We start from the raw sequence: 23,949 nt of genomic DNA on the forward strand, positions 1-23,949 counted from the left end.
AAAGGGTATGAAGTCCTCTAGCGGATCAGAAGAACATGTCGCGAGGATCGAAATTCACGATCACTTCGCGCCAGGTTTCGTATTTGCCCTCAGGCACCCGTAGGCCCTGAACGTCACATTTCTGAATGGCGCGCACGGCGCTTCGGTCGAACTGCGCATTACCGGACGATGTCGTTACACGCGGAGCGCCTTCGAGCTTGCCATTCTGGTTGAGCGCGAATTTGACTGAGACACGCAGATTGTCCGCATCCACGATACCGGCATCGATGCTCCAGCAATTGCCGAGCTGATCGCGCAGGGCCGCCATTTCAGAAGCGGAAAGTTCCGGCGCATTGGTGCGGCTGGCGCCCGCTCCCGCCGTCTGGGCGCTCGCTTTCGCACCACCGCCCTTCTCTTCCTGCTTGTTGATCAAAGCCTTGATCTGGTCGTCCAGCGCCTTGGCTTCAGCCACCTTCTTGGCCTCGGCTTCCGCCTTTCGCTTGGCTTCCGCTTCCGCCAACTCCTTCTGGCGGCGCTCTTCTTCCTCGGCAGCCTGGCGTTTTTCCTCTTCGGCCTTCTTCTTGGCCTCTTCGGCGCGGCGCTGCTCTTCCTGCTGCTTACGCTCCTGTTCGGCCTTTTCCAGAAGCTCGGCCACCGGATCGACTTCAGGCTCGGGCTTCGGTTCGGGCTTGACCTCCTTCACCGGCTCCGGCTCGGGTTCGGCCTTGGCCACCTCGACCGGCTTTTCGGCAGGCTTCGGTTCCGGCCGTTTCATCGGCAGCGGCGGCGGCGCTGCCGGTGTGGAGTTTTCCACCTTCCGCTCCGACGGAGCTGCGTCGGGCGAGTTGTCGAGGTCGGCCGTGTTACGGCCGATATTGACGGCGTCGGGGCGCGGCTCAGGCGTTTCCATTTTCTTCGGCGCAGGCGGCTGCTCCTTGTCCGCCGTTCGCTCGCCCTTGACCAGCTGGTTGAGATCGTTCTCCGAAATCGCGGTCACCGAAATCGCTTCATCAAGCTCGAACGGCTTCGGGGAGGAAAGCGAAACGAGCGCAAACCCCAGCACGCAGAGATGGAGAAGTACCGATGTGGCGAGACCCGTCTTCATGCGATGGCGTCAGCCGTCCTCCTGAACGGTCACCAGACCCACATTGGTGAAACCGCCTGCCTGAATGCGCGCCATGACACGCATGACGCTGCCGTAATCAATGGCCCGGTCGCCGCGCACGAAGATGCGTGCATCGCCCTTGGCGTCCTTGATGGCCTGCAGCTTCGGCACGACTTCGTCGAGCTGAAGCTCGGTTTCCTGAAGGTAGATGCGCCCTTCGCCGTCGACCGAGACCACCAGTGGCTCGGTCTCGCTGTTCATCGGCGCGGCGTCCGTATTCGGCAGGTCGACCGGTACACCGACCGTCATCAGCGGCGCGGCGACCATGAAGATGATGAGCAGCACGAGCATGACGTCGACCAGCGGCGTCACGTTGATTTCCGAAATCGTACCGGTGCGCGAACGACGGCGGCGCCTGTTGCGTCCCTGAAATCCGGCTGCGGAGGGTCCGCCCATTGCCATGGCTGCCTCCCTTTAGGCTGCCGCCTGCGCGGTGCTGCGATTGGCGGCCGAGCGTTCGTCGATCTGCCGTGAAAGAATGGCCGAGAATTCGTCGGCAAAGCCTTCCATCCGTCCGCCGAGCTTGTTGGCGTCGCCGGAAAGCTTGTTGTAGGCCATGACGGCCGGGATAGCCGCGACAAGACCGATGGCCGTCGCCAGAAGCGCTTCGGCGATGCCCGGCGCAACCACGGCCAGCGATGTCTGTTTCGAGGCGGCAATCGCCTGGAACGACGTCATGATGCCGACGACCGTGCCGAACAGGCCAATAAACGGCGCGGCTGAACCGATTGTCGCAAGGAAGCCGAGGCGCCCTTCGAGGCTCTCCATCTCGCGCGCCAGGGCAAGGTCCATCGATTTGTCGATGCGGCTCTGGAGCGGCGCGGGGCTGCGTGCGCCCCGTTCGAAACTCTTCTTCCACTCCCGCATGGCGGAAACGAAGATCGTCGCCATGCCGGAGGTCTTGCGATCCGACAGCGTGCGGTAAAGCTCTTCCAGCGACTGGCCCGACCAGAAATTATCCTCGAAACGGTCCATTTCGCTGCGCATGCGGCGATATGACAGAACCTTCTCCACGATAATCGCCCAAGTCCATATCGATGCAAGGATCAGGCCGATCATGACGAGCTTGACCACCCAGCCGGCCTGCATGAAGAGGTCGATCAGTGATACATCACCACCTGGTGCGGCCAGTGCCACCTGTTCCATGTCTCAATTCCCCTGAAGTTCGGACAGCGGGCTGGCGGGGTTAACGCCGGATATGAAAGGCCACATGTCCGTTTTCTGGCTTTTCTCGTGTAAATTTGGCGAATGGAAGGCGTTTGGCCTCACTTCGCCTTTCTAAAACAAGGTTAACAGGCCGTGGTTAATGGCCCGTTAGGATTTCATGTCCGAATTGTGGCGACTCGCGCTCAGGACACGTCCTGCTGCGTCCGGGCAAAAGCCTCCCGCCATGCGGATGGCAAACGGCGCGGCCGCCCGTCCCGACCGATAATCGCGGCATGCACTTTCGCTTCGATCAGAGGCGTCTCTGCCCGGAGGATGCGCTGATCCATCGTAACCCGCGCACCGGACTGTTCGGCGATCGTCGTTTCCACCGTCAGCACATCGTCCATACGCGCCGGCGAACGAAAATCGATCTCCATCCGGCGAACGATCCAGACAAGCGCTTCATCATCCGATCGCGCCATCAATTCATTGTGGTGGATGTCGTGAAGGCGCAGAAAGTCGGAGCGCCCGCGCTCCAGAAACTCCAGATAGCGCGCATGATAGACGACCCCGGAAAAGTCGGTGTCGGCATAATAGACACGGGCCTCCAGACGATGGATGCCGTTCTCGATCCGCCCGGCAAGAGCGTGGTCTTCGCCTGCTGAAGGCTGAGCCCGGGATCCATCATGATCGATCATCGCGTTTTCCTTCTTTCGTCCCTTTGCGCCGATCCCGCCAGACGATCTGTCGGAGATACACCAGATGCCATTTCGATCCGCAGGGCTCAAGTCTGCCCGACCTTCGGCCACCGGCGCTCAGTTCGATGAACCGGCACCACCCAGTTCTAGCAGGACGATTTCAGGTGTTACGCCGATCCGGACCGGCAGGATCGACATGCCGATCCCTCCGGTGATGAGAAGATCGCGCCCCTCTTCCTGATAGTGCCCATAGCGGTAATCCAGTTCATGCCTGATCCGCGGCACGACGGGCGCCCAGCCAAAGGGGGCGATCTGTCCGCCATGCGTATGACCCGAAAGGGTAAGGCTCACACGATCCGGCACATCGGGAAAGATATCCGGTTCATGCGCCATCAAAAGCACCGGCGCCTCGTCGTCGGCGATCTTTGCCATCGTCGCGGGCAGATCGGCGCGGCTGAAGGCCCTTGGTCGTCCGTCGACCATTTTGGTATAGCGTCCCATCTGGTCGCCCAGCCCGGCCAGCCAGAAGGCTTCGCCGTCGGTATCGAGGCGCTCGACGTCGTTTTCGTAGACCTTGATCCCCGCACTCTGAAGCGCCTGCCGCGCCGTCGAAGGGCTGTCCTCCGTAAAGTCGGAGATCGGATCGTCTCCCCAGTCGTGATTGCCGAGGACCGCATGGACTCCAAGCGGCGCCTGCAACCTGGAAAGCTCCGCGCCCCACGCTTCGCTCGGCACCTGTCCCAAAGAGAGATCCATGCCGGAAAGATAATCGCCGAGGAGAAGGTGGATATCGGGTTTGAGCGCATTCATCGCATTCACGATCTTGCGAATGCGCGATGGGCCCACCCAGGGCCGGCAGGCATGAAGATCGCTCATCAGAACCGCTCGCAGACGCAGTTCGGGCGGCCAGCCGGGCGGCGTGATTGCATAGCGCTGCACCTTGAGCCGCACGAATGTTTCCGCGGCCACCGCCGATGTCGCGGCGAGCCCGACAAGGGCCGCTCCCCCGAGAATTTTAATCGCTGCTCGCCTGTCCGGCATCACTCATCCTCGAACAGACCGGGCTGAGCAGCAGCCACGGCCTTCGGCGCGGGCAGACCGATATGGGTCCAGGCGCCCGCCGTCATGATACGGCCGCGCGGGGTCCGCTGGATGAACCCCTGCTGGATCAGATAGGGCTCGATAATGTCCTCGATTGCATCACGCGGCTCGGAAAGCGCCGCCGCGATGGTCTCGATACCGACAGGACCGCCACCGAAATGGTTCGCGATGAGAAAGAGATAGCGCCGATCGAGAGCGTCCAGTCCGCGGCTGTCGACTTCGAGACGTCCAAGCGCCTCATCCGCGATCTTCGCGTCGACAGCCTCGGCTTTGGCGACCTCTGCAAAATCCCGGACCCGGCGCAAAAGCCGGCCGGCGATGCGCGGCGTGCCGCGCGCACGGGTTGCAACTTCCCGCGCGCCGTCATCGGTCATTGGCAGACCCATCAATCGTGCGCCACGACGGACGATCTTCTCCAGTTCCTCCGGCGTGTAGAAATCCAGCCGGACGGGAATGCCGAACCGGTCACGCAGCGGCGTCGTCAGAAGGCCAAGCCGCGTCGTGGCCGCGACCAGCGTAAAACGCGCCAGATCGATCTTGACGCTCCGCGCCGCCGGACCTTCACCGATGATGAGGTCGAGCTGGAAATCCTCCATCGCCGGGTAAAGGATTTCCTCGACCGCCGGATTCAGACGATGAATCTCGTCGATGAATAGAACGTCCCGGTCCTCCAGATTGGTCAGCAACGCAGCGAGATCACCTGCCTTGGCAATGACAGGGCCGGATGTCGAACGGAAATTCACGCCGAGTTCGCGCGCCATGATCTGCGCCAGGGTCGTCTTGCCGAGACCGGGCGGACCGACGAACAACACGTGGTCGAGGGCCTCGCCGCGGCTCTTTGCGGCCTCGATAAACACCTTGAGGTTAGCGCGCGCCGCTGCCTGCCCGACAAAATCGTCGAGCGTTTGCGGTCGAAGCGCCGTATCGACGTCCTCGCCGCGCTTCTCGGCATCGATCAGGCGGTCAGGCTGGCTCATGAGAGGCTCCTCTTCGATCTATTCCGGTATATGACCGGCAGATAAAGGACCGACCAGACCAAAATGCTCGCTGGCAAGCCGAGAGGCAGGACAATAACGAATAGAACATATCCTCCGTCATACCCGCCCAGCAAAAATGCGTAAGGGATAGCGAATAGAATGACAGGACCGGCCACGGCAGCGATGAATGAATACAAGATTGTACGCCTGAATATATCCACGGCCAAGCCAACCAAAAAAGCGGGCAAGAGCCCAAACATAAAACAAAAATAAAACAGATCAAAACTCAGATAATCGAAGGACAGGCCCTTTCCGCTCGTCATTTGATCCAGAGCCGCCATCAAAAAACTGATCAGAACACCAAAAATGGGACCCAGGACGGAATATAGAAACGTCACTATTCCGGGCGGGAAGCCCGCACTCTCTCTCATCCAATATTCTCAGCAAACATGGAAATAGGGAGTCTTGAACCGGGGGAGGCCGCGCCTGCACTGATCGGTGGCGATAGAATTCCTTCTCAAGACGCCAGTTCCTTCAGGCCAAGCCGGATGAGCTTGGCACTGTCCGCCCCCTCGCCGGCCTCCTTGAGAGCAGCCGAGACCGCCGCGGCAGCCTGATCGCGCCCATAGCCGAGATTGGTCAGTGCCGAAACGGCATCGGCCACCTGCGCCGGCGCAACCCCCTCGCCCAGCTCCTGCGACAGGCCGATATTCGGCGCAAAATCGCCAGCAAGCGCCGGTGCGCGATTCTTCAATTCGCTGACGATACGCTGTGCGACCTTCGGCCCGACGCCCGGCGCGCGCGCCACCATAGCCTTGTCCTGAAGCGCGACAGCGTTTGCCAGGTCGGAGGCTGCCAAGGTGGAGAGGATCGCCAATGCCACTTTCGCGCCGACGCCCTGCACCGTCATCAACAGACGAAACCATTCCCGCTCAAGACCGGAAGAGAAGCCATAAAGCCGGATCATGTCCTCGCGGACGATCGTCTCTATCTGCAACACCGCCGCTTCACCCTCATGCAGAGCGGAAAGGGTGCGCATCGCGCAATGAGCGACGTAGCCGACGCCATGCACATCCAGAATGACGTGATCATCAGCAATCTCATCGACCGTGCCTTTCAACCTGCCGATCATGCCGCGCCTGCCTTCAGCAAGGCCCTGCGCGCCGCATCGCCCACCCGATTATTGGCATGACAAATGGCGATGGCGAGCGCGTCGGCGGCATCATCGCTATCGTATCGGGCCTTCGGCATCAGCACGCGGAGCATCATCTGGATCTGCTTCTTGTCGCCATGGCCGACGCCGATCACCGCTTTCTTCACAGCGTTCGGCGCATATTCGGCTACCGGCAATCCGGCCCGAGCGGGCACCAGCATGGCGATGCCACGCGCCTGACCGAGTTTCAGCGTGGCTCCCGCATCCTTGTTGACGAAGGTCACTTCGACGCTGGCTTCATCCGGCCGCTGCGTATGCATCACTTCAGTCAGCCCGTCATGGAGCTGGCAGAGACGGCTGGCCAGATCGGCCTTGCCATCGGAGGTGATCGTCCCCGCTGCGACAAAGCGTAGCGACGAGCCGAGGCTTTCCACCACGCCCCAGCCCATCCGCCGGAGGCCGGGATCGATGCCAATGATTCGAATCGGTAATTGCGCCATTGCGGAACTCTGCTTCATGGCGAACAGCATCGCCAGACAATGTGAACAAAAAAGAAACAAAATCCACGAAAACAGCGTCAAACATGTCTTCGGGACACCATAATGCTTGACCAATGCGGCTGACAGGATGGAAAGCGGATCATGCCAGACCTTCCGATCCTGTGGGCTATCCTTCTTGTTGCCGGTCTCGTCCGAGGCTTTGCGGGATTCGGCTCGGGCATGATCGCCATACCATTGATCAGCCGCATCGGCGGCCCCGCCGTCGCCATTCCGTTGTTCTGGGCGATCGACAGCCTGCCGTCGCTCGTCATTCTGCTTCCGGCACTCCGCCAGGTTGCATGGCGGGCCGTTCTGCCGATCGCGGCTGGCTTCGCGGCCACCGTCTATCTCGGCATCTGGTATCTGAGTGTCGGGGATCCGGACCAGCTGCGCCTTGTCATAAGCGGCTTCATTCTCGTCGCCGTCCTCGTTCTGTGGAGCGGCTGGCGTTACTCCGGGCCGCGCCCCGCAACTTTGTCAGCGGCAGTCGGCATGGTGTCGGGTTTCTTTGGAGGGGCGACCCAGCTTTCGGGCCCGCCGGTCGTGATCTACTATCTGAGCAGCGCGGATGCTCCCGCCCAAGTCCGAGCGAACATCATCGTTCTGTTTGCGATCACGTCCGTTTTCTCCGGCATTGGGCTGATAGCCGCCGGATTGGTCTCGATGTCATTGCTACTGACGGCCGTACTGGTCGCGCCCGCTTATATGATCGGGCTACTCGCCGGACAGAAGATCTTCCATCTGGCTGACGAACGCCATTTCCGGCGTGTCGCATTCCTGCTGATTCTGACCGTCGGCCTGATGACACTGCCGTTCTTCGACGGCGTCATTTGAGAGCGGTTTCAGCGCCCGAACGCCGTCCGCAGGAGATCGATCTGCGCACCGACCGGATTCTCGGCATCCGAATCGGCCTCATCATCTTTTGCGCCATAGAGCTCGGCATCGACGCGCTGGACAAGGCGTTGAAGCGAGAGCGAACGGTCGACGAGATCAAGAAACTCTTCGCTGAGACTGTCCCAGCCCGGCGCCTCACGATCGGAGACCGCCGCGTCGAGATTAACCTTCTGCTTCTCCTTGGCCACCTGTTCGCGGGTCATCTCACCGGCATTGGCGGCGCGCTGAAGAAGAAGCCAGGACGCAATCTGCATGAGGCGCGTCGTCAGGCGCATCGATTCGGCGGCATAAAGGGTCGCCGGAATTCGATCGAGGCCCTTTGCGGAACGTCGTCCCTCGCCATCCAGATAGCTGGCGGCATCCTCGACGAGCAACATGCCAGTCGCGTAGAGCTCGCGAAAGGAATCGGAAAAGATCCGCCGTTCGGCCAGCCGGATCGTTTCGCCCGTGGTGGTCTTGCTCTCGTTCATTGCTGCCCTGTCCGCCGCTCGATGCCCCCGCAATGCCGTCCCTTGGTCATGCGGTCGAGGGAAATTGACCGATGTGCGTCACGTCGGCAAGCTTAGCCTTAAAGAAGAGTTAATGCCGGGGGAAAGCGGGGAGTTCCCACTCTTTTTGCTGGCGGGCAAAAAAAAGGCCGTCCCAAGGGAACGGCCGAAAAGTCTTACAGGGAGCGTCAAACGGAAGGAAAAGACCATCCGGATGAAACCGGCGTGAACCGGATGAGTGCAAGATGACCTGAAAAGGTTAACGAAGACCTAACAGGAGTCGATTTATCAACCTTCTTGTGTCGCACTATGGAACTTATCAGCGTTCCGCTCACGCAATCCGGCGCTAGGCCTCGTCCTTCGATCGGTCGCGAAGTTTGAATTTCTGGATCTTTCCGGTGGAGGTCTTCGGGATTTCCTCGAAGATGAAATCTTTCGGCACCTTGAAACGCGCCAGGCGCTCGTAGCAGTGCTGCTTGAGCGCTTCGGCGTCCGGCTGGTGACCGGACTTCAGTTCGATATAAGCAATCGGCGCTTCGCCCCATTTGTCATCGGGCCTTGCGACCACCGCACAGGACGCCACCGATTCATGCTTGTAGAGCGCATCCTCGACCTCGATCGAAGAGATGTTTTCGCCGCCGGAGATAATGATGTCCTTGGAGCGGTCCTTCAGTTCGATATAGCCATCCTCGTGCATCACACCAAGATCGCCCGAGTGGAACCACCCGCCCTCAAAGGCCGATTGGGTCGCCTCTTCATTCTTCAGATAGCCCTTCATGACGATATTGCCGCGAAACATCACTTCGCCAATGGCCTGACCGTCAGCCTCGACCGGCTCCATCGTGTCGGGATCGAGCACGCCAAGATCTTCAAGGCCGGCATAGCGAACGCCCTGACGGGCCTTCTTGGCCGCGCGCTCTTCACGATCCAGCGTGTTCCACTCGCTCTTCCACTCATTAACCACCGACGGGCCGTAAACCTCGGTAAGGCCGTATAGGTGAACCACTTCAAAGCCGGCATCGGCCATCGCAGCGAGCACGCTGCCTGGAGGCGGCGCGGCGGCAGTATTGAAGATAACGTTCTGCGGAAAGTCTCGCCGCTCCTCGTCGGCGGCCCCGATCAGCATGCTCATGACGATCGGCGCCCCGCACAGATGGGTGACGCCGTGATCGGCAATGGCATCGAAGATCGGTTTGGCGCGCACCCAGCGCAGGCAGACATGCGTCGACCCCGTTAGCGCAAGCGTCCAGGGAAAACACCAGCCATTGCAGTGAAACATCGGCAGCGTCCAAAGATAGACGGCTCCGCCGCCGACTGCCGCATGAACCGTATTGTTGTAGGCCATCAACGCCGCGCCACGGTGATGGTAGACCACACCCTTGGGATTGCCCGTCGTGCCGGACGTGTAATTCAGGGCGATGGCATCCCACTCATCGTCGGGCAGCGACCAGGCAAAGTCGTCACTCCCTTCTGCGACAAGAGCCTCATATTCCAGCGAACCGATCATCTCGCCCTTCGGATAGGGTGCGTCATCGCCATAGTCCGGATCGTCGTAGTCGACCACGAGCGGATCGACCTTGGCGATGGCGAGGGCCTCCTTCATGACGGCCGAGAATTCGCGGTCGACGATGACGAGCTTGCTTTCGGCATGGTCCAGCTGGAACGCGATGATCGCCGCGTCGAGCCTTGTGTTGAGGCTGTGCAGGGCGGCTTTCAGCATCGGGATACCCTGATGACATTCCAGCATGGGCGGCGTGTTGGAGAGCATGACCGTCACCGTATCGCCCTTGCCGATACCTCTCTTCTGCAGCGCACTGGCCAGCTTGCGGGAACGGTCGTAAAATTCGCCATAGCTACGGCGCAGCGAGCCGTGAATGATGGCGGTGCGTTCCGGCCATACGTCGGCGGCGCGCTTGAGAAAGGAAAGCGGGCTCATCGGCTGATAATTCGCCGCGCATTTGTCGAGCCCCGTCTCGTACATGTTTGTCATCGGTCGCCTCCCCCAATATGGACTGTCCGAACGAAAATAGGGGGGCGGCGAATCTTCGCAATCCAGACGATCCGCCAATCTTGACACGGCCGCGTGAATCGTGACCCGGGGTCGATACTCCCCTGACAGCCATCTTTCGCCTTGATAAGGCCATGAAACCTAGCCCAAGAGAGGACGCCATTGAATGAACGAGGAGACTATGGCCGACACTCATTTCGACCGCTGCCGCCTGGTGCTGATCACGCCCGAGACGGAAGATGACGACCACCTGCTGGACTCGGTGCGCTCTGCGCTGTCCGGAGGCGACGTCGCCTCTCTTATTCTTTCGCCCGGGGCCCGCCACGAAAAGGCGTTTCAAACTCTGGCGGAAAAGGTCGTCGCCATCGCTCAGGAAAAGGGCGTTGCCGTCATGATCGCCGATGATACGCGCGTCGCGGGCCGGGTCGGCGCCGATGGCGTTCATCTCGAAGATGCAAAAGCGACGATGGCCGAGACGATGGAGCGGTTCGACGGTCGCCTCATGTTCGGCGCCGGGGGTGCGAAAACGCGCCATGAAGCCCTTGAGCTGGGCGAAACTCAGCCCGACTACGTCTTTTTTGGCCGTATCGGCTATGACAACAAGCCCGATCCCCACCCGCGCAATCTCGCCATGGCCGACTGGTGGGCAAGCATGGTCGCCATCCCCTGCGTGACGATGGGCGGCTCGATGCCCCAGAGCGCCGTTGCCGTAGCCGAAACCGGCTCCGATTTCGTCGCCTTGTCGACGGCTGTGTTTTCGGGACCGGAGAGCCCCGGCGAACGCGTATCGACCATCAACACCATGCTGGACGAGAAGGCGCCTCGCTTCACCGAAGAGGTCGAGTGATGCGCAGACCGACCGGCGGAACGCTCATTTTCCTGTCGCTGATCGGAGCCGCCCTCGCGGCGCCGAATGATCGCGCCGTCGACAGCTTCACCCGGGATGAGCAGAGCGCCGAGAACAGAAAACTGCCGACTGGGCAGCAGAAGGGCGACCTGCCGCAGGAAATCGACGAAAGCCGTTTCGGTGAGAAGCCGGAGGACGTGGCCTTCACCGCCTTCCAGATCGGCCGCTTTCTGACGGCGGTCCGGCTTGCAACGCCCCTTGCGGAAAATGGCAATCCGGCAGCCCAGACCCTTCTCGGAGAAATTTATGCCGCGGGCCTTGGCGTTCCCAAGGATCCGAAAAAGGCTGCGAACTGGTATGCTCGCGCCGCCGAATCCGGCGTTCCGGCCGCGCAGTTTCAATATGCGCTGATGCTTCTTGACGGTCGCTACGTCGAAAAGGATGAAGCCTTTGCCGACCGGCTTCTGAAGCAGGCGGCGGAGGGCGGCAATGCGGATGCTCAGTTCAATTACGCGCAGCGGCTTCTGCACCATGGCGGCGTGAACGAACAGGCCGAGGCCGCCAAATGGTATGAAGCGGCGGCGCAAAAGGGCGTGCCCGATGCGCAATATGCCTATGCCAACTACCTGGCCGGGGAAATCGACGGCGTCACCCGCAATATGGAGGAGGCCCGCCAATGGATGAGCAAGGCGGCCGATGGAGGCATGAACGCGGCGAAGGTCGAACTGGCAACCTGGCTGTTCTCCGCCAAGGGGGGCGACCGTGATTTCGAGCGCGGCTTCCGCCTTCTCCAACAGGCCGCGCGCACCGGCAATGTCGCGGCGCAAAGCCAGCTCGCCAAAGCCTATATCTATGGGTACGGCACCGAGGCCGATACCGTTGAAGCGGCAAGCTGGTACATTACGGCGCGCCGCGCCGGCTTGCAGGATCGTGAACTCGACGATCTCATGGACGGCTTGTCCAACGACCAGAAACAGCAGGCGCTGGAGCGCGCCAACCGGCGGTGACCGACCGCGCTATCGCCCGCCGGTCTTGTTTCGGCGAAGAATTTGGGCCATTGGACGGCCCAACATCACACACATCTCTCAACAGACGGCTTCCCAATGAAGATCAATGGCAATGAAATCCGCCCCGGTAACGTGATCGAACACAATGGCGGATTGTGGGTCGCGGTGAAGACGAACCACGTCAAGCCCGGCAAGGGCGGCGCTTTCAATCAGGTGGAATTGAAGAACGCCATCGACGGCACAAAGCTCAACGAACGCTTCCGCGCATCCGAGACGGTCGAGCGTGTGCGTCTGGAGCAGAAGGATTTCACCTACCTCTACGCGCAGGAAGACATGCTCGTCTTCATGGACAGCGAAACCTACGACCAGCTTGAACTGTCGCAGGATTTCGTCGGCGACCGCTCCGCTTTCCTGAAGGATGGCATGACGGTGACGGTTGAACTTTATGAAGAGAAGCCGATCGGTATTTCTCTGCCCGATCAGGTCACCCTCGAAATCGCCGAGGCCGACCCGGTGGTGAAGGGACAGACGCAGTCCTCGTCCTACAAGCCTGCGGTTTTGGAAAACGGCATCCGTATTCTGGTGCCGCCCTTTATCGAGGCCGGCGAGAAGATCATCGTCGACACCAGCGACATCACCTATGTGAGCCGGGCGAACTGATTGCCGCCGGATGACGCGGCGCAGCGGCGAGGAACCTCCCTCGCCTGCCACTGCCGCATACAGCTACGGATTGAAAGGACGTCATGGCGCGCTCCGCATTGATGAACGTGATGGTTGGCGCTGCCGCAAAGGCTGGCCGCCGTTTGGCAAGAGACTTCGGTGAGGTCGAGAATCTTCAGGTCTCTGTGAAGGGGCCAGGCGATTTCGTCACCAAGGCCGACATGGAAGCCGAAAAGACGATCTACGAGGAACTGTCGCGGGCCCGTCCCGATTTCGGCTTTCTCATGGAAGAACGCGGCGAGGTTGAGGGCAAGGATCCCGAGAGCCGCTGGATCGTGGATCCGATGAATGGCACCACGAACTTCCTGCATTCCATTCCGATTTTCGCGATCTCTATCGCATTGGAGCGTGAAGGTCAGATCGTCGCTGCGGTGATCTACAATCCTCTCATGGACGAGCTGTTCACCGCGGAAAAAGGCGGCGGAGCCTTCTTCAATGACCGTCGCATCCGCGTCGCCAATCGCCGCCACATGACCGACGGACTGTTCGGCGTTCCCGTGCCGCACCTTGGACGCGGCAATCACGGCGATTCACTGCGGCAGATCCGCAATCTCATGGCCAATACGGGCGGCATTCGCTCGACAGGTGCGCCAGCGATCGATCTCGCCTGGGTGGCCGCTGGCCGTTTCGATGGCATTGTTGGCCGCGAAAATCAGCCCTGGGATACGGCAGCCGGCCTCCTTCTTGTTCGCGAGGCAGGCGGTTTCGTCTCCGATATTCATGGCCGCGACGACATCTTCGGCACGGGCACGATTCTGGCGGCGAACGAACGCCTGATTGGAGAACTGGAGCGCACCGCGAACAAGGGCTTGTAAGGCTGCACATCCACAGCGGAGGTTCCGTTTCCGCTATGCAAGCCCATATAAGCGTGTAAGATTCGCTCCCATGGGCGAGCGCCACAGAGGCGGAAGGAGGAAACCGCGATGGCGGCGACAGAAGATGATCTGACAGCGCAGAGGCCGCCACGTACGTTTGACCCGGGCCGCCTTTCCTCGCCGAGAGTCTTCCTTCTGTCGATGGTGATCTTTCTGATCCTGTTCGGCTTCCTCGTCGCAATTCTATCGCGCCAGATCATCTCCGCCTTCATGACCAATCCGGGCCTGAACGGGCTCATCCTTGGCGTTCTGATCGTCGGCATTCTGCTGGCATTCGGTCAGGTGGTTCGGCTATTCAGGGAAGTGGGTTGGGTCAATTCCTTCCGCGAGGGCCTCGAAGCGCGGCGCGACCCGGTGCTGCTTGCGCCGATGCGCTCGCTTCTGATGCGCTCCACGGCCACTGCGCTGACACCGGCGGCCATGCGCTCGATCCTCGATTCGATCGCAACGCGCCTCGACGAGAGCCGTGACGTCATACGGTATCTTGTCGGCCTCCTGGTCTTTCTCGGCCTTCTCGGCACCTTCTGGGGTTTGTTGCGAACCATCGGCTCGATCGGCGACACGATCCAGTCCCTCAACCCTGCCGCAACGGCCGGACCCGATATTCTCGACTCCCTCAAGTCCGGCCTCTCCGAACCCCTTTCCGGCATGGGCACGGCCTTTTCATCCTCGCTGTTCGGTCTCGCCGGCTCGCTCGTTCTCGGCTTCATGGAATTGCAGGCCGGGCGCGCCCAGACCCGCTTCTATACCGAACTGGAAAACTGGCTTTCATCGGTCACTGCGCTCGACTCCGATCTGGTCCCCGAGACGGCGAACTCCGACGAAATGCGTGCCATGGCGGAAAGTCTCAAACACTTGCAGGAGGGCGGCGCGAGCCCCCGCATGACCAACGCCATGGGGTCTCTGGCCGAAGGCATTTCCGGTCTGGTCCGCAATATGCGTGGCGAACAGCAGATGCTGCGGGAATGGATGAACGCCCAGGCGCAGGAACAGCAGAAAATGCGTGAGACACTGGACCGGCTGACCGCTGCGCTGGAAGAGCGCGAGCGGCGGCAGGACGGCTGAACCGATGGCGCTGCGCCGACGTTCACGATCGAGCGTTGACTATTGGCCCGGCTTTGTCGATGCCATGGCCACACTTCTGCTGGTCTTCACCTTCCTGCTTTCCATCTACGCGGTCGCTCAGTTCATCCTGACACAGCAGATCCGGGGCCAGGACGATGTGCTTGTCCGCCTCAACAGTCAGATCAGCGAATTGACGCGCCTTCTCGCCCTTGAGCGCGCCACCAGCTCCGATGCCGACCAGGAACTGGCCGCACTGCGTGCCAGCCTGGCTTCCGCCGAATCGGATCGCAGCCGCCTTCAGGCGCTCCTTAATGAAGGAGCGGGAAGTGACGAAGCGGCACAGGCGCGTATCAGCGACCTGACCTCCGACCTTGGCGAGCAGGAAGCCATCTCCGAGCGCGCCCTCAGCCAGGTCGAGATTCTGAATCAGCAAATTCTTGCGCTACGCCGCCAGATCGGTGCCCTTGAAGCCGCGCTTGAGGTCTCTGAAGCCAAGGAGAGCGAGTCGAGCGCCCGCATTGCCGATCTCGGCCAGCGGCTGAACGTGGCCCTCGCCCGGCGCGTGCAGGAGCTCAACCGCTATCGCTCGGATTTCTTCGGCCGCCTGCGCCAGATTCTGGAAAACCGTGAGGGGATTTCCGTCGAGGGCGACCGGTTTGTCTTCCAGTCGGAGGTCCTGTTCTCTTCGGGTTCGGATGAGATCAATACGGCCGGGAGGGACGAGATGGCCAAGCTCGCCCAGGCTGTGAACGAACTTCGCCGTGAAATTCCCGACGAACTCGACTGGATCCTGCGTGTCGACGGCCACACCGACAGCGTTCCGCTATCCGGCACCGGCCGCATCCGCGACAATTGGGAGCTCTCGGCCCAACGCGCCATTGCCGTCGTCAAGTTCCTTGTCGATCAGGGTGTGCCCGCCAGCAGGCTGGCAGCGACCGGTTTTGCGGACAATCAACCTCTCGTGGAAGGCGATGATGACGAAGCGCGCCGCCGCAATCGCCGGATCGAGCTGAAGCTCACGACCCGCTGATCTGTCCCTTGGGGGTTTTGGATGGCGTTAGGCCCACGAGACACTTTGGATTTGCCGCGCGAAGGTCGGATATCGGCAGCCGATCAGCCATTTGCGATGCGTCACGGGGCCTGTTCCGTGTCGAACTGCAGGGCTGCCAGCCGCGAATAGAGACCGCCTTTTGCGACCAGCGCGCTATGGGTTCCCTGCTCCACCACGCGGCCCTCATCCATCACAAGAATGCGGTCGGCCTTCAAGATCGTGGCGAGGCGATGCGCGATGACGATCGTCGTCCGGCCTTTCAACAGCATCTCCAGCGCAGACTGCACAGCATTTTCGCTTTCGGCGTCAAGTGCGCTGGTCGCTTCGTCAAGCAGCAGAACCGGCGCATCGCGAAGGATGGCCCGCGCGATCGCCAGGCGCTGTCTCTGGCCTCCCGAAAGGGTGATACCCCGCTCGCCCAGCTTGGTCTGAAATCCTTCTGGCATTGCTTCGATGAAGCCCTGCGCATTGGCAGCGGTGGCAGCTTCCGCGACAGCCTGGTCATCGGCTTGTGGTCGCCCGAAACGGATATTTTCCGCCACAGTCGTGGCAAAGATCGTCGGATCCTGCTGCACCACAGCGAGCGCATTGCGCAGATCGGTGGGATCGAGCGTCTCGACCGGGACGCCGTCCAGCGTCACCTGTCCGGATTGCGGGTCGTAATAGCGCAGAAGAAGACCGAGGATGGTGCTCTTGCCCGCCCCGCTCGGCCCCACGATCGCGACTGTCTCGCCGGGTTCCACGGTAAAGGTCAGACCGTGCAGCGCGGGCAGGTCGGGACGCGAAGGGTAGGAGAAGGAGACATCGTTGAAGCCGATCCGTCCCCGGATGGAAGACGGCAGCCGCGCAGGCTCGCCGGGCGCGGCGATGCCGGGCTTCTCGTCAAGCAATTCGATCAGACGTTCGGCCGCACCGGCGGCCTGCGAAAGTTCACCCCACACTTCCGAGAGCGAACCGAGGGCGCCGGCGGCGAACACCGAATAGAGAAGGAATTGGCTGAGTGTGCCGGGGCTCATTTCACCATTGATGACGTCACGGGCGCCGAACCACAGCACGGCGACGATCGAGGTGAAAATGACGAAGATCGCCACGAAGGTGAGCAGCGCCCGCGCCTTGATCGAGGACCGCGCGGCCTGAAAAGCGCTCTCCACCGCACCGCCGAAATAGCGTCGCACCGCCGGTTCGCCATTATAGGCCTGAAGGGTTCGAATCGCGCCGATCTGTTCGGCAGCGAAGGCAGACGCATCGGCCAGCGTATCCTGCGCGGCCCGGCTGCGCCGCCGCACGCTTCGCCCGAAGCCAACAAGCGTCAGGACGATGACGGGAATGGCAGCGAGAACCATCGCTGAAAGTTTGGGGCTCGTGAAAACCATCATGGCGATGGCGCCGATGACCAGAAGACCGTTCCGCAACGCCACCGAGGTTGTCGCCCCGACCGCGCTCTTGATCTGCGTGGTATCGGCGGTCAGACGAGAGACGATCTCGCCGCTCTGGTTCATGTCGAAAAAGGCCGGTGACAGGCGGGTCACATGGGAAAAGACGGCTTCGCGCAGGTCGGCCACGACTCGCTCGCCCAGCGTGATGACGAAATAATATCGACCGGACGAGGCGACTGCCAGCAAACCAGCCATCACGATCAGCATGCCGAAATAGGCGCCGATCAGCCCACTGCTGGCCTCGTTGAAGCCATTATCGATCATGCGCCGGACGGCGACAGGCAGCGCCAGCGTCGTCGCGGCGGCCAGAAAGAGGAAAAAGAAAGCCCCGGCAACCTTGCCCGGATAACGCTTTACGTACGGCCAGAGCGCCAGCAAAGGTGCCAGATTGCGGCGTTGCTTTCGCTCCGCCGTCGTTCGCCGTGCCATGATACATCCTTTCAGACCACGCGGATGACGCGCCGGTCTTGCCCCTTAAACCCGGCTACTGTATAGGCACCCGAAACGCGCGGGCCAAGGGCAACAAATGGCCGGTCCGCCTACAGCGCAACATTTTCTTATGCAGGACCGGTCCGGAAGGTCGCCAGAGCGGTCTGCCACTGCGAGAATCCAGAAACGAAGAGCATCACCATGAAGGCCGATACCCATCCTGACTATCATATGATCAACGTGACCCTGACCGACGGCACGAGCTACCAGACGCGCTCGACCTGGGGCAAAGAAGGCGACACGCTGAACCTTGATATCGATCCGCGCACCCATCCGGCTTGGACCGGCGGCCAGCAGAACCTGGTTGACCGTGGCGGCCGCGTCTCGCGCTTCAAGAACAAGTTCGGCAATCTGGGTATCTGAAACCGGTATTGCAAAGACAAAGCCCCGGAGCGGCCATCCGCTCCGGGGCTTTTCTGTTGTGGCGTCCTGCGTTGATCAGCTCTTCCGCTGGAAGGTGATATCGCTTGTCACCGTCTCTTCGCCATCCTTCATGTCGAGGACGATCTGCCGGAAGCTATCGGCGCCAAGACGCTTCAATTCCATCTTGGCAACGCGATCTCCCATCACGACCTTAGGCCAGTGCATGGTCAGAACAAGCGTATCGGGGGCGGTCAATCGGCCTTCGAGACGTGTCGGGCCTTCCTTCAGCGCCATGTAGTTGCCGTCCACCTCGCCATCGTCCTGCGGCTTCAGCTCGATGCCGATGGCGCGGTCCAGAAAAAGGGCGCCGCACTCACCGTCGAGGACGAACTCGGCCTTGGCCTCGCCGATGGAGAAATCGCAGCTCACCGAAAGTTCCCGGCCGATACGGTCGATATAGGTATCGCCCTCCCCGGCCCAATTGCCGACAAGTCCGTCGAAAAGGTTCACGTCCGCCTGTTTGGCATCAGAAGACGACCCGGCGGCTTCCATGGCCTTCAGGCGAGCACCGGCTTCGTTCCGCGGCTTTTCCTTCGCGCTGTAGGCATTCAGAGCGACGTCCTCGTCCGGACGCAAGCCGGCCTGTTCAAGCCGGTCACGTTCCTTCTCTTCCGCCTCTCGGACGGCGATGTAATTGTCCGGCGGCCGGTCGATCATCTGCTCGCCGATTTCGTCCAGCGCAAAGGCCGGGGGCGCGAGCGAAACAAAGAGTGCGGCGGCACAAGTGAACAAAGAAGAATGAAAACGCATCACAAATTCATCATTGTTGTCATCGGTGTATTCCTGAGGACCATTGCATTGTTTCGAGCCGAAAATATGACGACAGCCTCGGACCGCTGGGAAGTCACGGATTTTACTGCTACGATTCAGTCGCACAGATTCTTCCGCCTACCCCAGCGCCATGTCCGACCAAGCACGCCGCATCATCGAACGATTTCGTCTGGAAGCTCACCCGGAAGGCGGCTGGTACAGGGAAACCTGGCGAGGCCCCACAGGCCCGGATGGCAGGTCGGTCGGCACGGCCATCCTGTTTCTTCTTGAGCCGCATCAGAGGAGTCACTGGCACCGTGTCGATGCTGCCGAACTCTGGTTCTGGCATGCCGGCGGGCCGTTGGAGCTGTCGGTTGTGGATGAGAGCGAAGCCATGCCCGTCTCCTACCGGCTCGGCCCGGAATTACTGGAGGGCGATTTGCCTCACGCTCTGGTTCCGGCTCACGCCTGGCAGTCCGCCAGGCCCCTGGATGGGTGGGTTCTTTGCAGTTGCACCGTTTCGCCCGGCTTCGACTTTTCCGGTTTTGAGCTGGCTGAGCCAGACTGGGAGCCGGGTTAACCGCGGCGCAAGGCAAAGGTCCGGCTTATCACTTCAATGAAGCGCGGATCACCGGTCGGCGTGGCCGAGGTCCCGCTCCGGATCGATGATATCGCGAACTCGCTGCTTCAATTCCTTGGCTTCGGGGAACTGTTCTTCCGCAGCCCGATCCCATACGCGCTGATTGTCCACGTCGACGGTGAAAACGCCGCCCGTCGCATCCGGGATCAACGACACTTCACCAATTTCATTGGCAAAGGTCGAAAGAAGCTCGCTGCCGAGCCACCCGGCGCGCAGCAACCAGTTGCAACGGGTGCAATAGGTGATCGATACGCGCGGGCCGCGGCCCGCCTGTGTGGCGGCCGGCGCATCGAGATCTTGGCCGACCGGAGCATTCGGAGTGGCGGTCATTGAGCAGTCCCTCCAAAGGGTCGAGTGAGCTTCGCTCCAGCTCGAACGAACAAGCCGGAGCGGCCCCGCAGTATTAGCGGCAATCAGGCGGAAAGCTTCGCCATCACCTCGTCATCGACTTCGAAATTGGCATAGACGTTCTGAACGTCGTCGTCTTCGTCGAGGCGATCGATCATCTTCAGCACGCTCTCTGCCTTTTCCTCATCGACGGGCGTCGTTGTCTGCGGCTTCCAGATAGCCTTGACGCTTTCCGGCTCTCCGAGGCTGCTTTCCAGCGCGGTCGATACGTCACCGATATCCTCGAAGGCGCAATAGATCGTATGGCCATTGGCATCGGACTGCACATCTTCAGCGCCGGCCTCGATGGCGGCCTCCATCACCGTTTCGGCATCGCCAGCTTCGGCCTTATAGACGATCTCGCCTGCCCTATCGAACATGAAGGCGACCGAACCGGTTTCACCCATGGCCCCGCCGCTCTTCGTGAACGCCGTGCGCACGTTCGATGCCGTGCGGTTGCGATTGTCCGTCAGCGCCTCAACGATGAAGGCGACGCCGCCGGGGCCGTAGCCTTCATAACGGACCTCTTCATAGTTCTCGCTGTCACCGCCGGACGCCTTGTTGATCGCGCGCTGGATATTGTCCTTCGGCATGGACTGCGACTTGGCGTTGTTCACGGCAAGGCGAAGGCGCGGATTCATGTCGGGATCGGGCGCGCCCATCTTGGCGGCAACGGTGATTTCGCGCGCCAGCTTGGAAAACATCTTGGAGCGAACGGCATCCTGCCGGCCCTTGCGATGCATGATGTTCTTGAATTGTGAATGACCTGCCATCGGTCTCTCCCTCTATGCTTCGCATCTGGCCCGACACCACACTTCGTCGGCGCGTCTCGCTGCCGAGGGCCATCCTGCGAAAATCTCTGGATCGGGCGCGCTTATAATCCATTTGCGTAAACGACGAAACCTAGGAAAGCGCAAGAGATGAACGTTGAAACGGTTATTCTGCCGCCCCTGCCGCTGCGCGGTGGCTGCCAGTGCGGCGCCGTCCGCTACACGATCGATGAAGCGCCCCTCGCCTTCTATCTATGCCATTGCACCAATTGTCAGCGCCAATCCTCTTCCATCGCCGGCGCTTCCATGCTGACACGGGTTCAGGCGGTCAGCGTCGAGGGCCGGCCGCGGACGGCGCGATGGAGCGCAGAGAGCGGCGCGCAAAAGTCCGGCCAATTCTGCCCCGAATGCGGCGTGCGTCTTTTCCATGGCAGTCTGGAAGGCGGCCCCGACGACCGGATCACCATCAAGGCCGGGACGTTGGACGACACCTCTTGGCTGCGGCCGGCAGGCCATATCTGGACCTCGAGCGCGATGCGCGGATTCCGGTTCGATGAGGACGAACTGACCTATCCGCGCCAGCCACCGGATTACGAACACCTCAAGGAGCGGTGGCGGCAGATGCTGGCGCAAGGGTGAACGGCGTGCACTCGTCGAACATGACAATTTGGACAGTTTGTCCGCCTGACATTGCGCGTTTTGCGGGAGTGTGGTGCTCTTTCCTGACATAAGGGAAAGATGGAAGGACGCCGCCATGACCGGGCCGGCCGCATTCGTCGCCTTCATCCTCAGCGTCTCGCTGGCTTGGGCCGCCACCCCGGCACGCGCAGCACCTCTTCTCGACCCTATTGATCCCTCGGCCCAGCGCCAGGCGGCAAGCCGCTGCATGCTCGTCGCGAGGAACCTTCAAAGGCAGGCCCTGCCGGTCCGAATGGTCAGGGCCACGGGGTCAAAGCCACAAATAGCCGAAAACCCTTGGCTCCAGCGCAGCGCATATGAACCGCCCGAAGTGCGTATCCGTTATGCCGGCCACGCCACCTTCATCATCGAGACGCCGCAAGGTGTACGCATCGCGACCGACTTTTCAGGCGCTTACGGTTCCGATCCCCTGCCGGATGTGGTCACGATGAACCACGCTCATATCACCCACTGGACACCCATCCCCGATCCCGAAATCCAGCACGTTCTGAAAGGATGGGCCGATGCGGACGGCACACCGGCGCAGCATTGGCTCGCCGTGGGCGATGCCCTGATCCGCAATGTGCCGACCGATATTCGCGACGGCATCGCCATGGAGAGAGCTGGCAACTCGATCTTCATCTTCGAGGTCGCCGATCTGTGCATCGGCCATCTGGGCCACCTTCATCACCCGCTGACGGACGCGCACCATGCCGCGATAGGCCGACTTGATATCGTCATGGTGCCGATCGACGGCGGACTGACCCTTTCGACCGACGCGATGGCCGCGTTGGTCGGTCGCCTTCAGGCACGGATCGTTCTGCCGATGCACCGGCGCTATTCGCCGATCGAGAACTTCCTGTCCCGGGTGCGGGGCGAGTTCGACGTCCGCTTCGAGCCAACCGATACGATCGACGTTTCGATCAGGACACTGCCCCGGACGCCGACCATCGTCATCCTCGAGGGCGTCTGAAAAACCCTCCCCGAAGGTCAGGGTCAATGCAGAGTGGTATCGGCCGCATTCGTTTCGGCTTCGCCGCGCCGCTTCTTGCGGGCGAGCATATTCAACGCTTCGACCAGAGCGGAAAAGCCCATGGCGGCGTAGATATAGCCTTTTGGCACGTGATAGCCGAAGCCATCCGCAATCAGCGTCATGCCGATCATCAGCAGGAACCCGAGCGCCAGCATGACGACGGTCGGATTGTGGGCGATAAAGCGCGACAGCGGGTCGGCGGCGATGAGCATGACCGTCACTGCGGCGATGACTGCGATGAACATGATCGCCAACACGTCGGTCATACCGACCGCAGTGATGATGGAGTCGATCGAAAAGACGAGGTCGAGAACCAGGATCTGAGCGATTGCGCTGCCCACGGTGAGCGTGCCGACCTTGCCCATGTTCTCTTTCGGATCGTCGGGATCGACGCTGTGGTGAATCTCTTTCGTGGCCTTCCACACGAGAAACAGGCCACCGGCGATCAGAATAATGTCGCGCCAAGAAAAGCCATGCCCGAACAGCGTGAAGATGGGCTGCGTCAGTTGGACGATGAAGGAGACCGTTGCCAACAGGGCAAGCCTCAGAATGAGGGCCATGGAGATGCCGATTTTGCGGGCACGGCTCTGCTGGTCGGCGGGCAGCTTGTTGGTCAGGATCGAGATGAAGATCAGATTGTCGATGCCAAGCACGATCTCGAGCACCACAAGGGTGACCAGCGCGGCGATACCTTCCGGCGTCGCGATATAGGAGAAAGAGTCGATAATGGCGTCCATGGTGGTCCTGTGCGTGTCCGTCGGCAGAACGGCTATCTAAGCCACCTTGGACAGGGCTCAAGCGCCTCTACCAGAAATCGGGCCGCACTTCTTCCAGCCAAGAGCCAAGGCGTAGCGGGCTGACCTTTTCCGCCAGTCCCGTACGATCGGAGATTTCCACGCACAGGCCCGCAATCGTTGCCGGTCCGCTTGCCGCTTCCATTCGCCGCTTCGGAACCTTCGAAAGAAACCGGTTGAGCGGCTCTTCCTTTTCCATGCCGAGCGAGGAATCGTAGTCACCGCACATGCCGGCATCGGTCTGGTAGGCCGTTCCGCCTGAGAGGATCATGTGGTCGGCCGTCGGACAATGCGTATGCGTGCCGACCACGACAGAAGCCTTACCATCGAGAAAATGGCCGAAACAGACCTTCTCGCTGGTGGCTTCGGCGTGAAAGTCAAAAATGGCGGCGTCGCAAACGTCCCGGAGAGGCGCATCGGCAAGAATGGTCTCGGCTGCGTGAAAGGGATCGTCCAGTTCCGGATGCATGAAGACGCGCCCCATCAGGTTCGCGACCAGAACACGGGCTCCGTTCCTGGCTTCGTAAAGCCCGCTGCCACGCCCTGCGGTCCCCTTCGGATAGTTGGCGGGACGCAGAAACCGGTCCTCGCGCGGTGCGAAACTCAACGCTTCGCGCTGATCGAAGACGTGGTTGCCGGTCGTCACGACATCCGCACCCGCTCCGAGCGTCTCGTGCAGGATCGCCTCAGTGATGCCAAAGCCGCCGGCGGCATTTTCGCCGTTCACGACCACGAAATCGAGGGAATAGTCCGAAATGAGGCCCGGCAACCGTTCGTAAACAGCCGTCCGGCCCGTGCGGCCAACCATATCGCCAAGGAATAGAAAACGCATGACG

27 protein-coding genes are annotated in these 23,949 nt (G+C 61.0%); 11 read left to right on the forward strand and 16 right to left on the reverse strand.

The genetic code is table 11. The features are described from left to right. Window positions 1–25: 25 nt before the first annotated feature. The 8 genes from tolA to ruvC all read right to left on the reverse strand — a co-directional run bounded on the left by tolA (window position 26) and on the right by ruvC (window position 6,737). Complete coding sequence (tolA, locus tag D8780_RS11120; protein WP_121645646.1) at window positions 26–1,084, reverse strand: cell envelope integrity protein TolA; 1,059 nt, start codon at window positions 1,082–1,084, stop codon at window positions 26–28. Window positions 1,085–1,093: 9 nt separating this feature from the next. Further along, complete coding sequence (gene tolR, locus D8780_RS11125; protein WP_121645647.1) at window positions 1,094–1,540, reverse strand: protein TolR; 447 nt, start codon at window positions 1,538–1,540, stop codon at window positions 1,094–1,096. Window positions 1,541–1,558: 18 nt separating this feature from the next. Next, a complete protein-coding gene (gene tolQ, locus D8780_RS11130) occupies window positions 1,559–2,290 on the reverse strand; it encodes a protein TolQ (protein WP_121645648.1) in 732 nt (243 codons plus the stop codon). Window positions 2,291–2,493: 203 nt separating this feature from the next. Then, window positions 2,494–2,988 (reverse strand): tol-pal system-associated acyl-CoA thioesterase, encoded by a 495-nt coding sequence (gene ybgC, locus D8780_RS11135; protein WP_121645649.1) that lies wholly within the window; start codon window positions 2,986–2,988, stop codon window positions 2,494–2,496. Window positions 2,989–3,105: 117 nt separating this feature from the next. Beyond that, window positions 3,106–4,029: a metallophosphoesterase gene (locus D8780_RS11140; RefSeq protein ID WP_121645650.1), complete on the reverse strand. Its 924-nt coding sequence runs from the start codon at window positions 4,027–4,029 to the stop codon at window positions 3,106–3,108. Then, complete coding sequence (gene ruvB, locus D8780_RS11145; RefSeq protein ID WP_121645651.1) at window positions 4,029–5,066, reverse strand: Holliday junction branch migration DNA helicase RuvB; 1,038 nt, start codon at window positions 5,064–5,066, stop codon at window positions 4,029–4,031. Before ruvB ends, D8780_RS11140 begins: the two co-directional genes overlap by 1 nt. Window positions 5,067–5,583: 517 nt before the next feature. Next, a complete protein-coding gene (gene ruvA, locus D8780_RS11155; protein ID WP_121645653.1) occupies window positions 5,584–6,198 on the reverse strand; it encodes a Holliday junction branch migration protein RuvA in 615 nt (204 codons plus the stop codon). Then, the gene (gene ruvC / locus D8780_RS11160) at window positions 6,195–6,737 is read right to left on the reverse strand and encodes a crossover junction endodeoxyribonuclease RuvC (protein ID WP_245412327.1); all 543 of its coding nucleotides are present in this window, start codon (window positions 6,735–6,737) and stop codon (window positions 6,195–6,197) included. Before ruvC ends, ruvA begins: the two co-directional genes overlap by 4 nt. Window positions 6,738–6,860: 123 nt before the next feature. On the opposite strand from ruvC, the gene D8780_RS11165 reads away from it, so the two are divergent. Further along, window positions 6,861–7,592: a sulfite exporter TauE/SafE family protein gene (locus D8780_RS11165; protein ID WP_121645654.1), complete on the forward strand. Its 732-nt coding sequence runs from the start codon at window positions 6,861–6,863 to the stop codon at window positions 7,590–7,592. Between the two features lie 8 nt (window positions 7,593–7,600). Here the strand turns inward: D8780_RS11165 and rcdA are convergent, their stop codons facing one another. Together rcdA and D8780_RS11175 are read right to left on the reverse strand one after the other, a co-directional pair. Beyond that, complete coding sequence (gene rcdA, locus D8780_RS11170; protein WP_121645655.1) at window positions 7,601–8,122, reverse strand: protease adaptor protein RcdA; 522 nt, start codon at window positions 8,120–8,122, stop codon at window positions 7,601–7,603. A gap of 364 nt (window positions 8,123–8,486) precedes the next feature. Next, the gene (locus D8780_RS11175) at window positions 8,487–10,130 is read right to left on the reverse strand and encodes an acyl-CoA synthetase (protein WP_121645656.1); all 1,644 of its coding nucleotides are present in this window, start codon (window positions 10,128–10,130) and stop codon (window positions 8,487–8,489) included. Between the two features lie 184 nt (window positions 10,131–10,314). On the opposite strand from D8780_RS11175, the gene D8780_RS11180 reads away from it, so the two are divergent. The 6 genes from D8780_RS11180 to D8780_RS11205 all read left to right on the forward strand — a co-directional run bounded on the left by D8780_RS11180 (window position 10,315) and on the right by D8780_RS11205 (window position 15,692). Then, window positions 10,315–10,995, forward strand: a complete 681-nt coding sequence (locus tag D8780_RS11180; RefSeq protein WP_245412328.1) for a thiamine phosphate synthase — start codon at window positions 10,315–10,317, stop codon at window positions 10,993–10,995. Beyond that, window positions 10,995–12,002: a tetratricopeptide repeat protein gene (locus D8780_RS11185; RefSeq protein ID WP_121645658.1), complete on the forward strand. Its 1,008-nt coding sequence runs from the start codon at window positions 10,995–10,997 to the stop codon at window positions 12,000–12,002. The genes D8780_RS11180 and D8780_RS11185 overlap by 1 nt, the downstream gene beginning before the upstream one ends. Before the next feature lie 96 nt (window positions 12,003–12,098). Beyond that, the gene (efp, locus tag D8780_RS11190) at window positions 12,099–12,662 is read left to right on the forward strand and encodes an elongation factor P (RefSeq protein WP_121645659.1); all 564 of its coding nucleotides are present in this window, start codon (window positions 12,099–12,101) and stop codon (window positions 12,660–12,662) included. 83 nt (window positions 12,663–12,745) lie between these two features. Continuing rightward, window positions 12,746–13,537, forward strand: a complete 792-nt coding sequence (locus tag D8780_RS11195) for an inositol monophosphatase family protein (protein WP_121645660.1) — start codon at window positions 12,746–12,748, stop codon at window positions 13,535–13,537. A 108-nt stretch (window positions 13,538–13,645) separates the two neighbouring features. After that, window positions 13,646–14,662, forward strand: coding sequence for a MotA/TolQ/ExbB proton channel family protein (locus D8780_RS11200; protein WP_121645661.1), 1,017 nt, complete (start codon window positions 13,646–13,648; stop codon window positions 14,660–14,662). A gap of 4 nt (window positions 14,663–14,666) precedes the next feature. Continuing rightward, complete coding sequence (locus D8780_RS11205) at window positions 14,667–15,692, forward strand: peptidoglycan -binding protein (RefSeq protein WP_121645662.1); 1,026 nt, start codon at window positions 14,667–14,669, stop codon at window positions 15,690–15,692. Window positions 15,693–15,793: 101 nt separating this feature from the next. On the opposite strand, the gene D8780_RS11210 is transcribed toward D8780_RS11205, so the two are convergent. Beyond that, window positions 15,794–17,578 carry an ABC transporter transmembrane domain-containing protein gene (locus tag D8780_RS11210; protein WP_121645663.1) on the reverse strand — a complete coding sequence of 595 codons (1,785 nt, stop codon included), beginning with the start codon at window positions 17,576–17,578 and terminating at the stop codon, window positions 15,794–15,796. A gap of 201 nt (window positions 17,579–17,779) precedes the next feature. On the opposite strand from D8780_RS11210, the gene rpmE reads away from it, so the two are divergent. After that, window positions 17,780–18,001 carry a 50S ribosomal protein L31 gene (rpmE, locus tag D8780_RS11215; protein WP_121645664.1) on the forward strand — a complete coding sequence of 74 codons (222 nt, stop codon included), beginning with the start codon at window positions 17,780–17,782 and terminating at the stop codon, window positions 17,999–18,001. A 75-nt stretch (window positions 18,002–18,076) separates the two neighbouring features. On the opposite strand, the gene D8780_RS11220 is transcribed toward rpmE, so the two are convergent. After that, window positions 18,077–18,811: a hypothetical protein gene (locus D8780_RS11220; protein WP_147440309.1), complete on the reverse strand. Its 735-nt coding sequence runs from the start codon at window positions 18,809–18,811 to the stop codon at window positions 18,077–18,079. A 151-nt stretch (window positions 18,812–18,962) separates the two neighbouring features. Here D8780_RS11220 and D8780_RS11225 point away from each other — a divergent pair, with 151 nt between their 5' ends. After that, complete coding sequence (locus D8780_RS11225) at window positions 18,963–19,391, forward strand: cupin domain-containing protein (RefSeq protein WP_121645666.1); 429 nt, start codon at window positions 18,963–18,965, stop codon at window positions 19,389–19,391. A gap of 48 nt (window positions 19,392–19,439) precedes the next feature. On the opposite strand, the gene D8780_RS11230 is transcribed toward D8780_RS11225, so the two are convergent. Together D8780_RS11230 and D8780_RS11235 are read right to left on the reverse strand one after the other, a co-directional pair. Then, window positions 19,440–19,781, reverse strand: a complete 342-nt coding sequence (locus D8780_RS11230; protein WP_121645667.1) for an Rdx family protein — start codon at window positions 19,779–19,781, stop codon at window positions 19,440–19,442. A gap of 83 nt (window positions 19,782–19,864) precedes the next feature. After that, entirely contained in the window at window positions 19,865–20,611 is a 747-nt protein-coding gene (locus D8780_RS11235; RefSeq protein ID WP_121645668.1) for a YebC/PmpR family DNA-binding transcriptional regulator, read from the reverse strand. A 147-nt stretch (window positions 20,612–20,758) separates the two neighbouring features. Here D8780_RS11235 and D8780_RS11240 point away from each other — a divergent pair, with 147 nt between their 5' ends. Further along, the gene (locus D8780_RS11240) at window positions 20,759–21,247 is read left to right on the forward strand and encodes a GFA family protein (RefSeq protein WP_121645669.1); all 489 of its coding nucleotides are present in this window, start codon (window positions 20,759–20,761) and stop codon (window positions 21,245–21,247) included. A 115-nt stretch (window positions 21,248–21,362) separates the two neighbouring features. After that, on the forward strand, window positions 21,363–22,259 hold the full coding sequence (locus tag D8780_RS11245; protein WP_121645670.1) for an MBL fold metallo-hydrolase: 897 nt from the start codon (window positions 21,363–21,365) through the stop codon (window positions 22,257–22,259). Window positions 22,260–22,282: 23 nt separating this feature from the next. Here D8780_RS11245 and D8780_RS11250 read toward each other — a convergent pair whose 3' ends face one another. Further along, entirely contained in the window at window positions 22,283–23,056 is a 774-nt protein-coding gene (locus tag D8780_RS11250) for a TerC family protein (protein ID WP_121645671.1), read from the reverse strand. Between the two features lie 67 nt (window positions 23,057–23,123). Further along, complete coding sequence (locus tag D8780_RS11255; RefSeq protein WP_121645672.1) at window positions 23,124–23,945, reverse strand: TIGR00282 family metallophosphoesterase; 822 nt, start codon at window positions 23,943–23,945, stop codon at window positions 23,124–23,126. Between the last annotated feature and the right edge of the window lie 4 nt (window positions 23,946–23,949).

The organism is Notoacmeibacter ruber, from assembly GCF_003668555.1.
In the GTDB taxonomy this organism is placed as follows: domain Bacteria; phylum Pseudomonadota; class Alphaproteobacteria; order Rhizobiales; family Rhizobiaceae; genus Notoacmeibacter; species Notoacmeibacter ruber.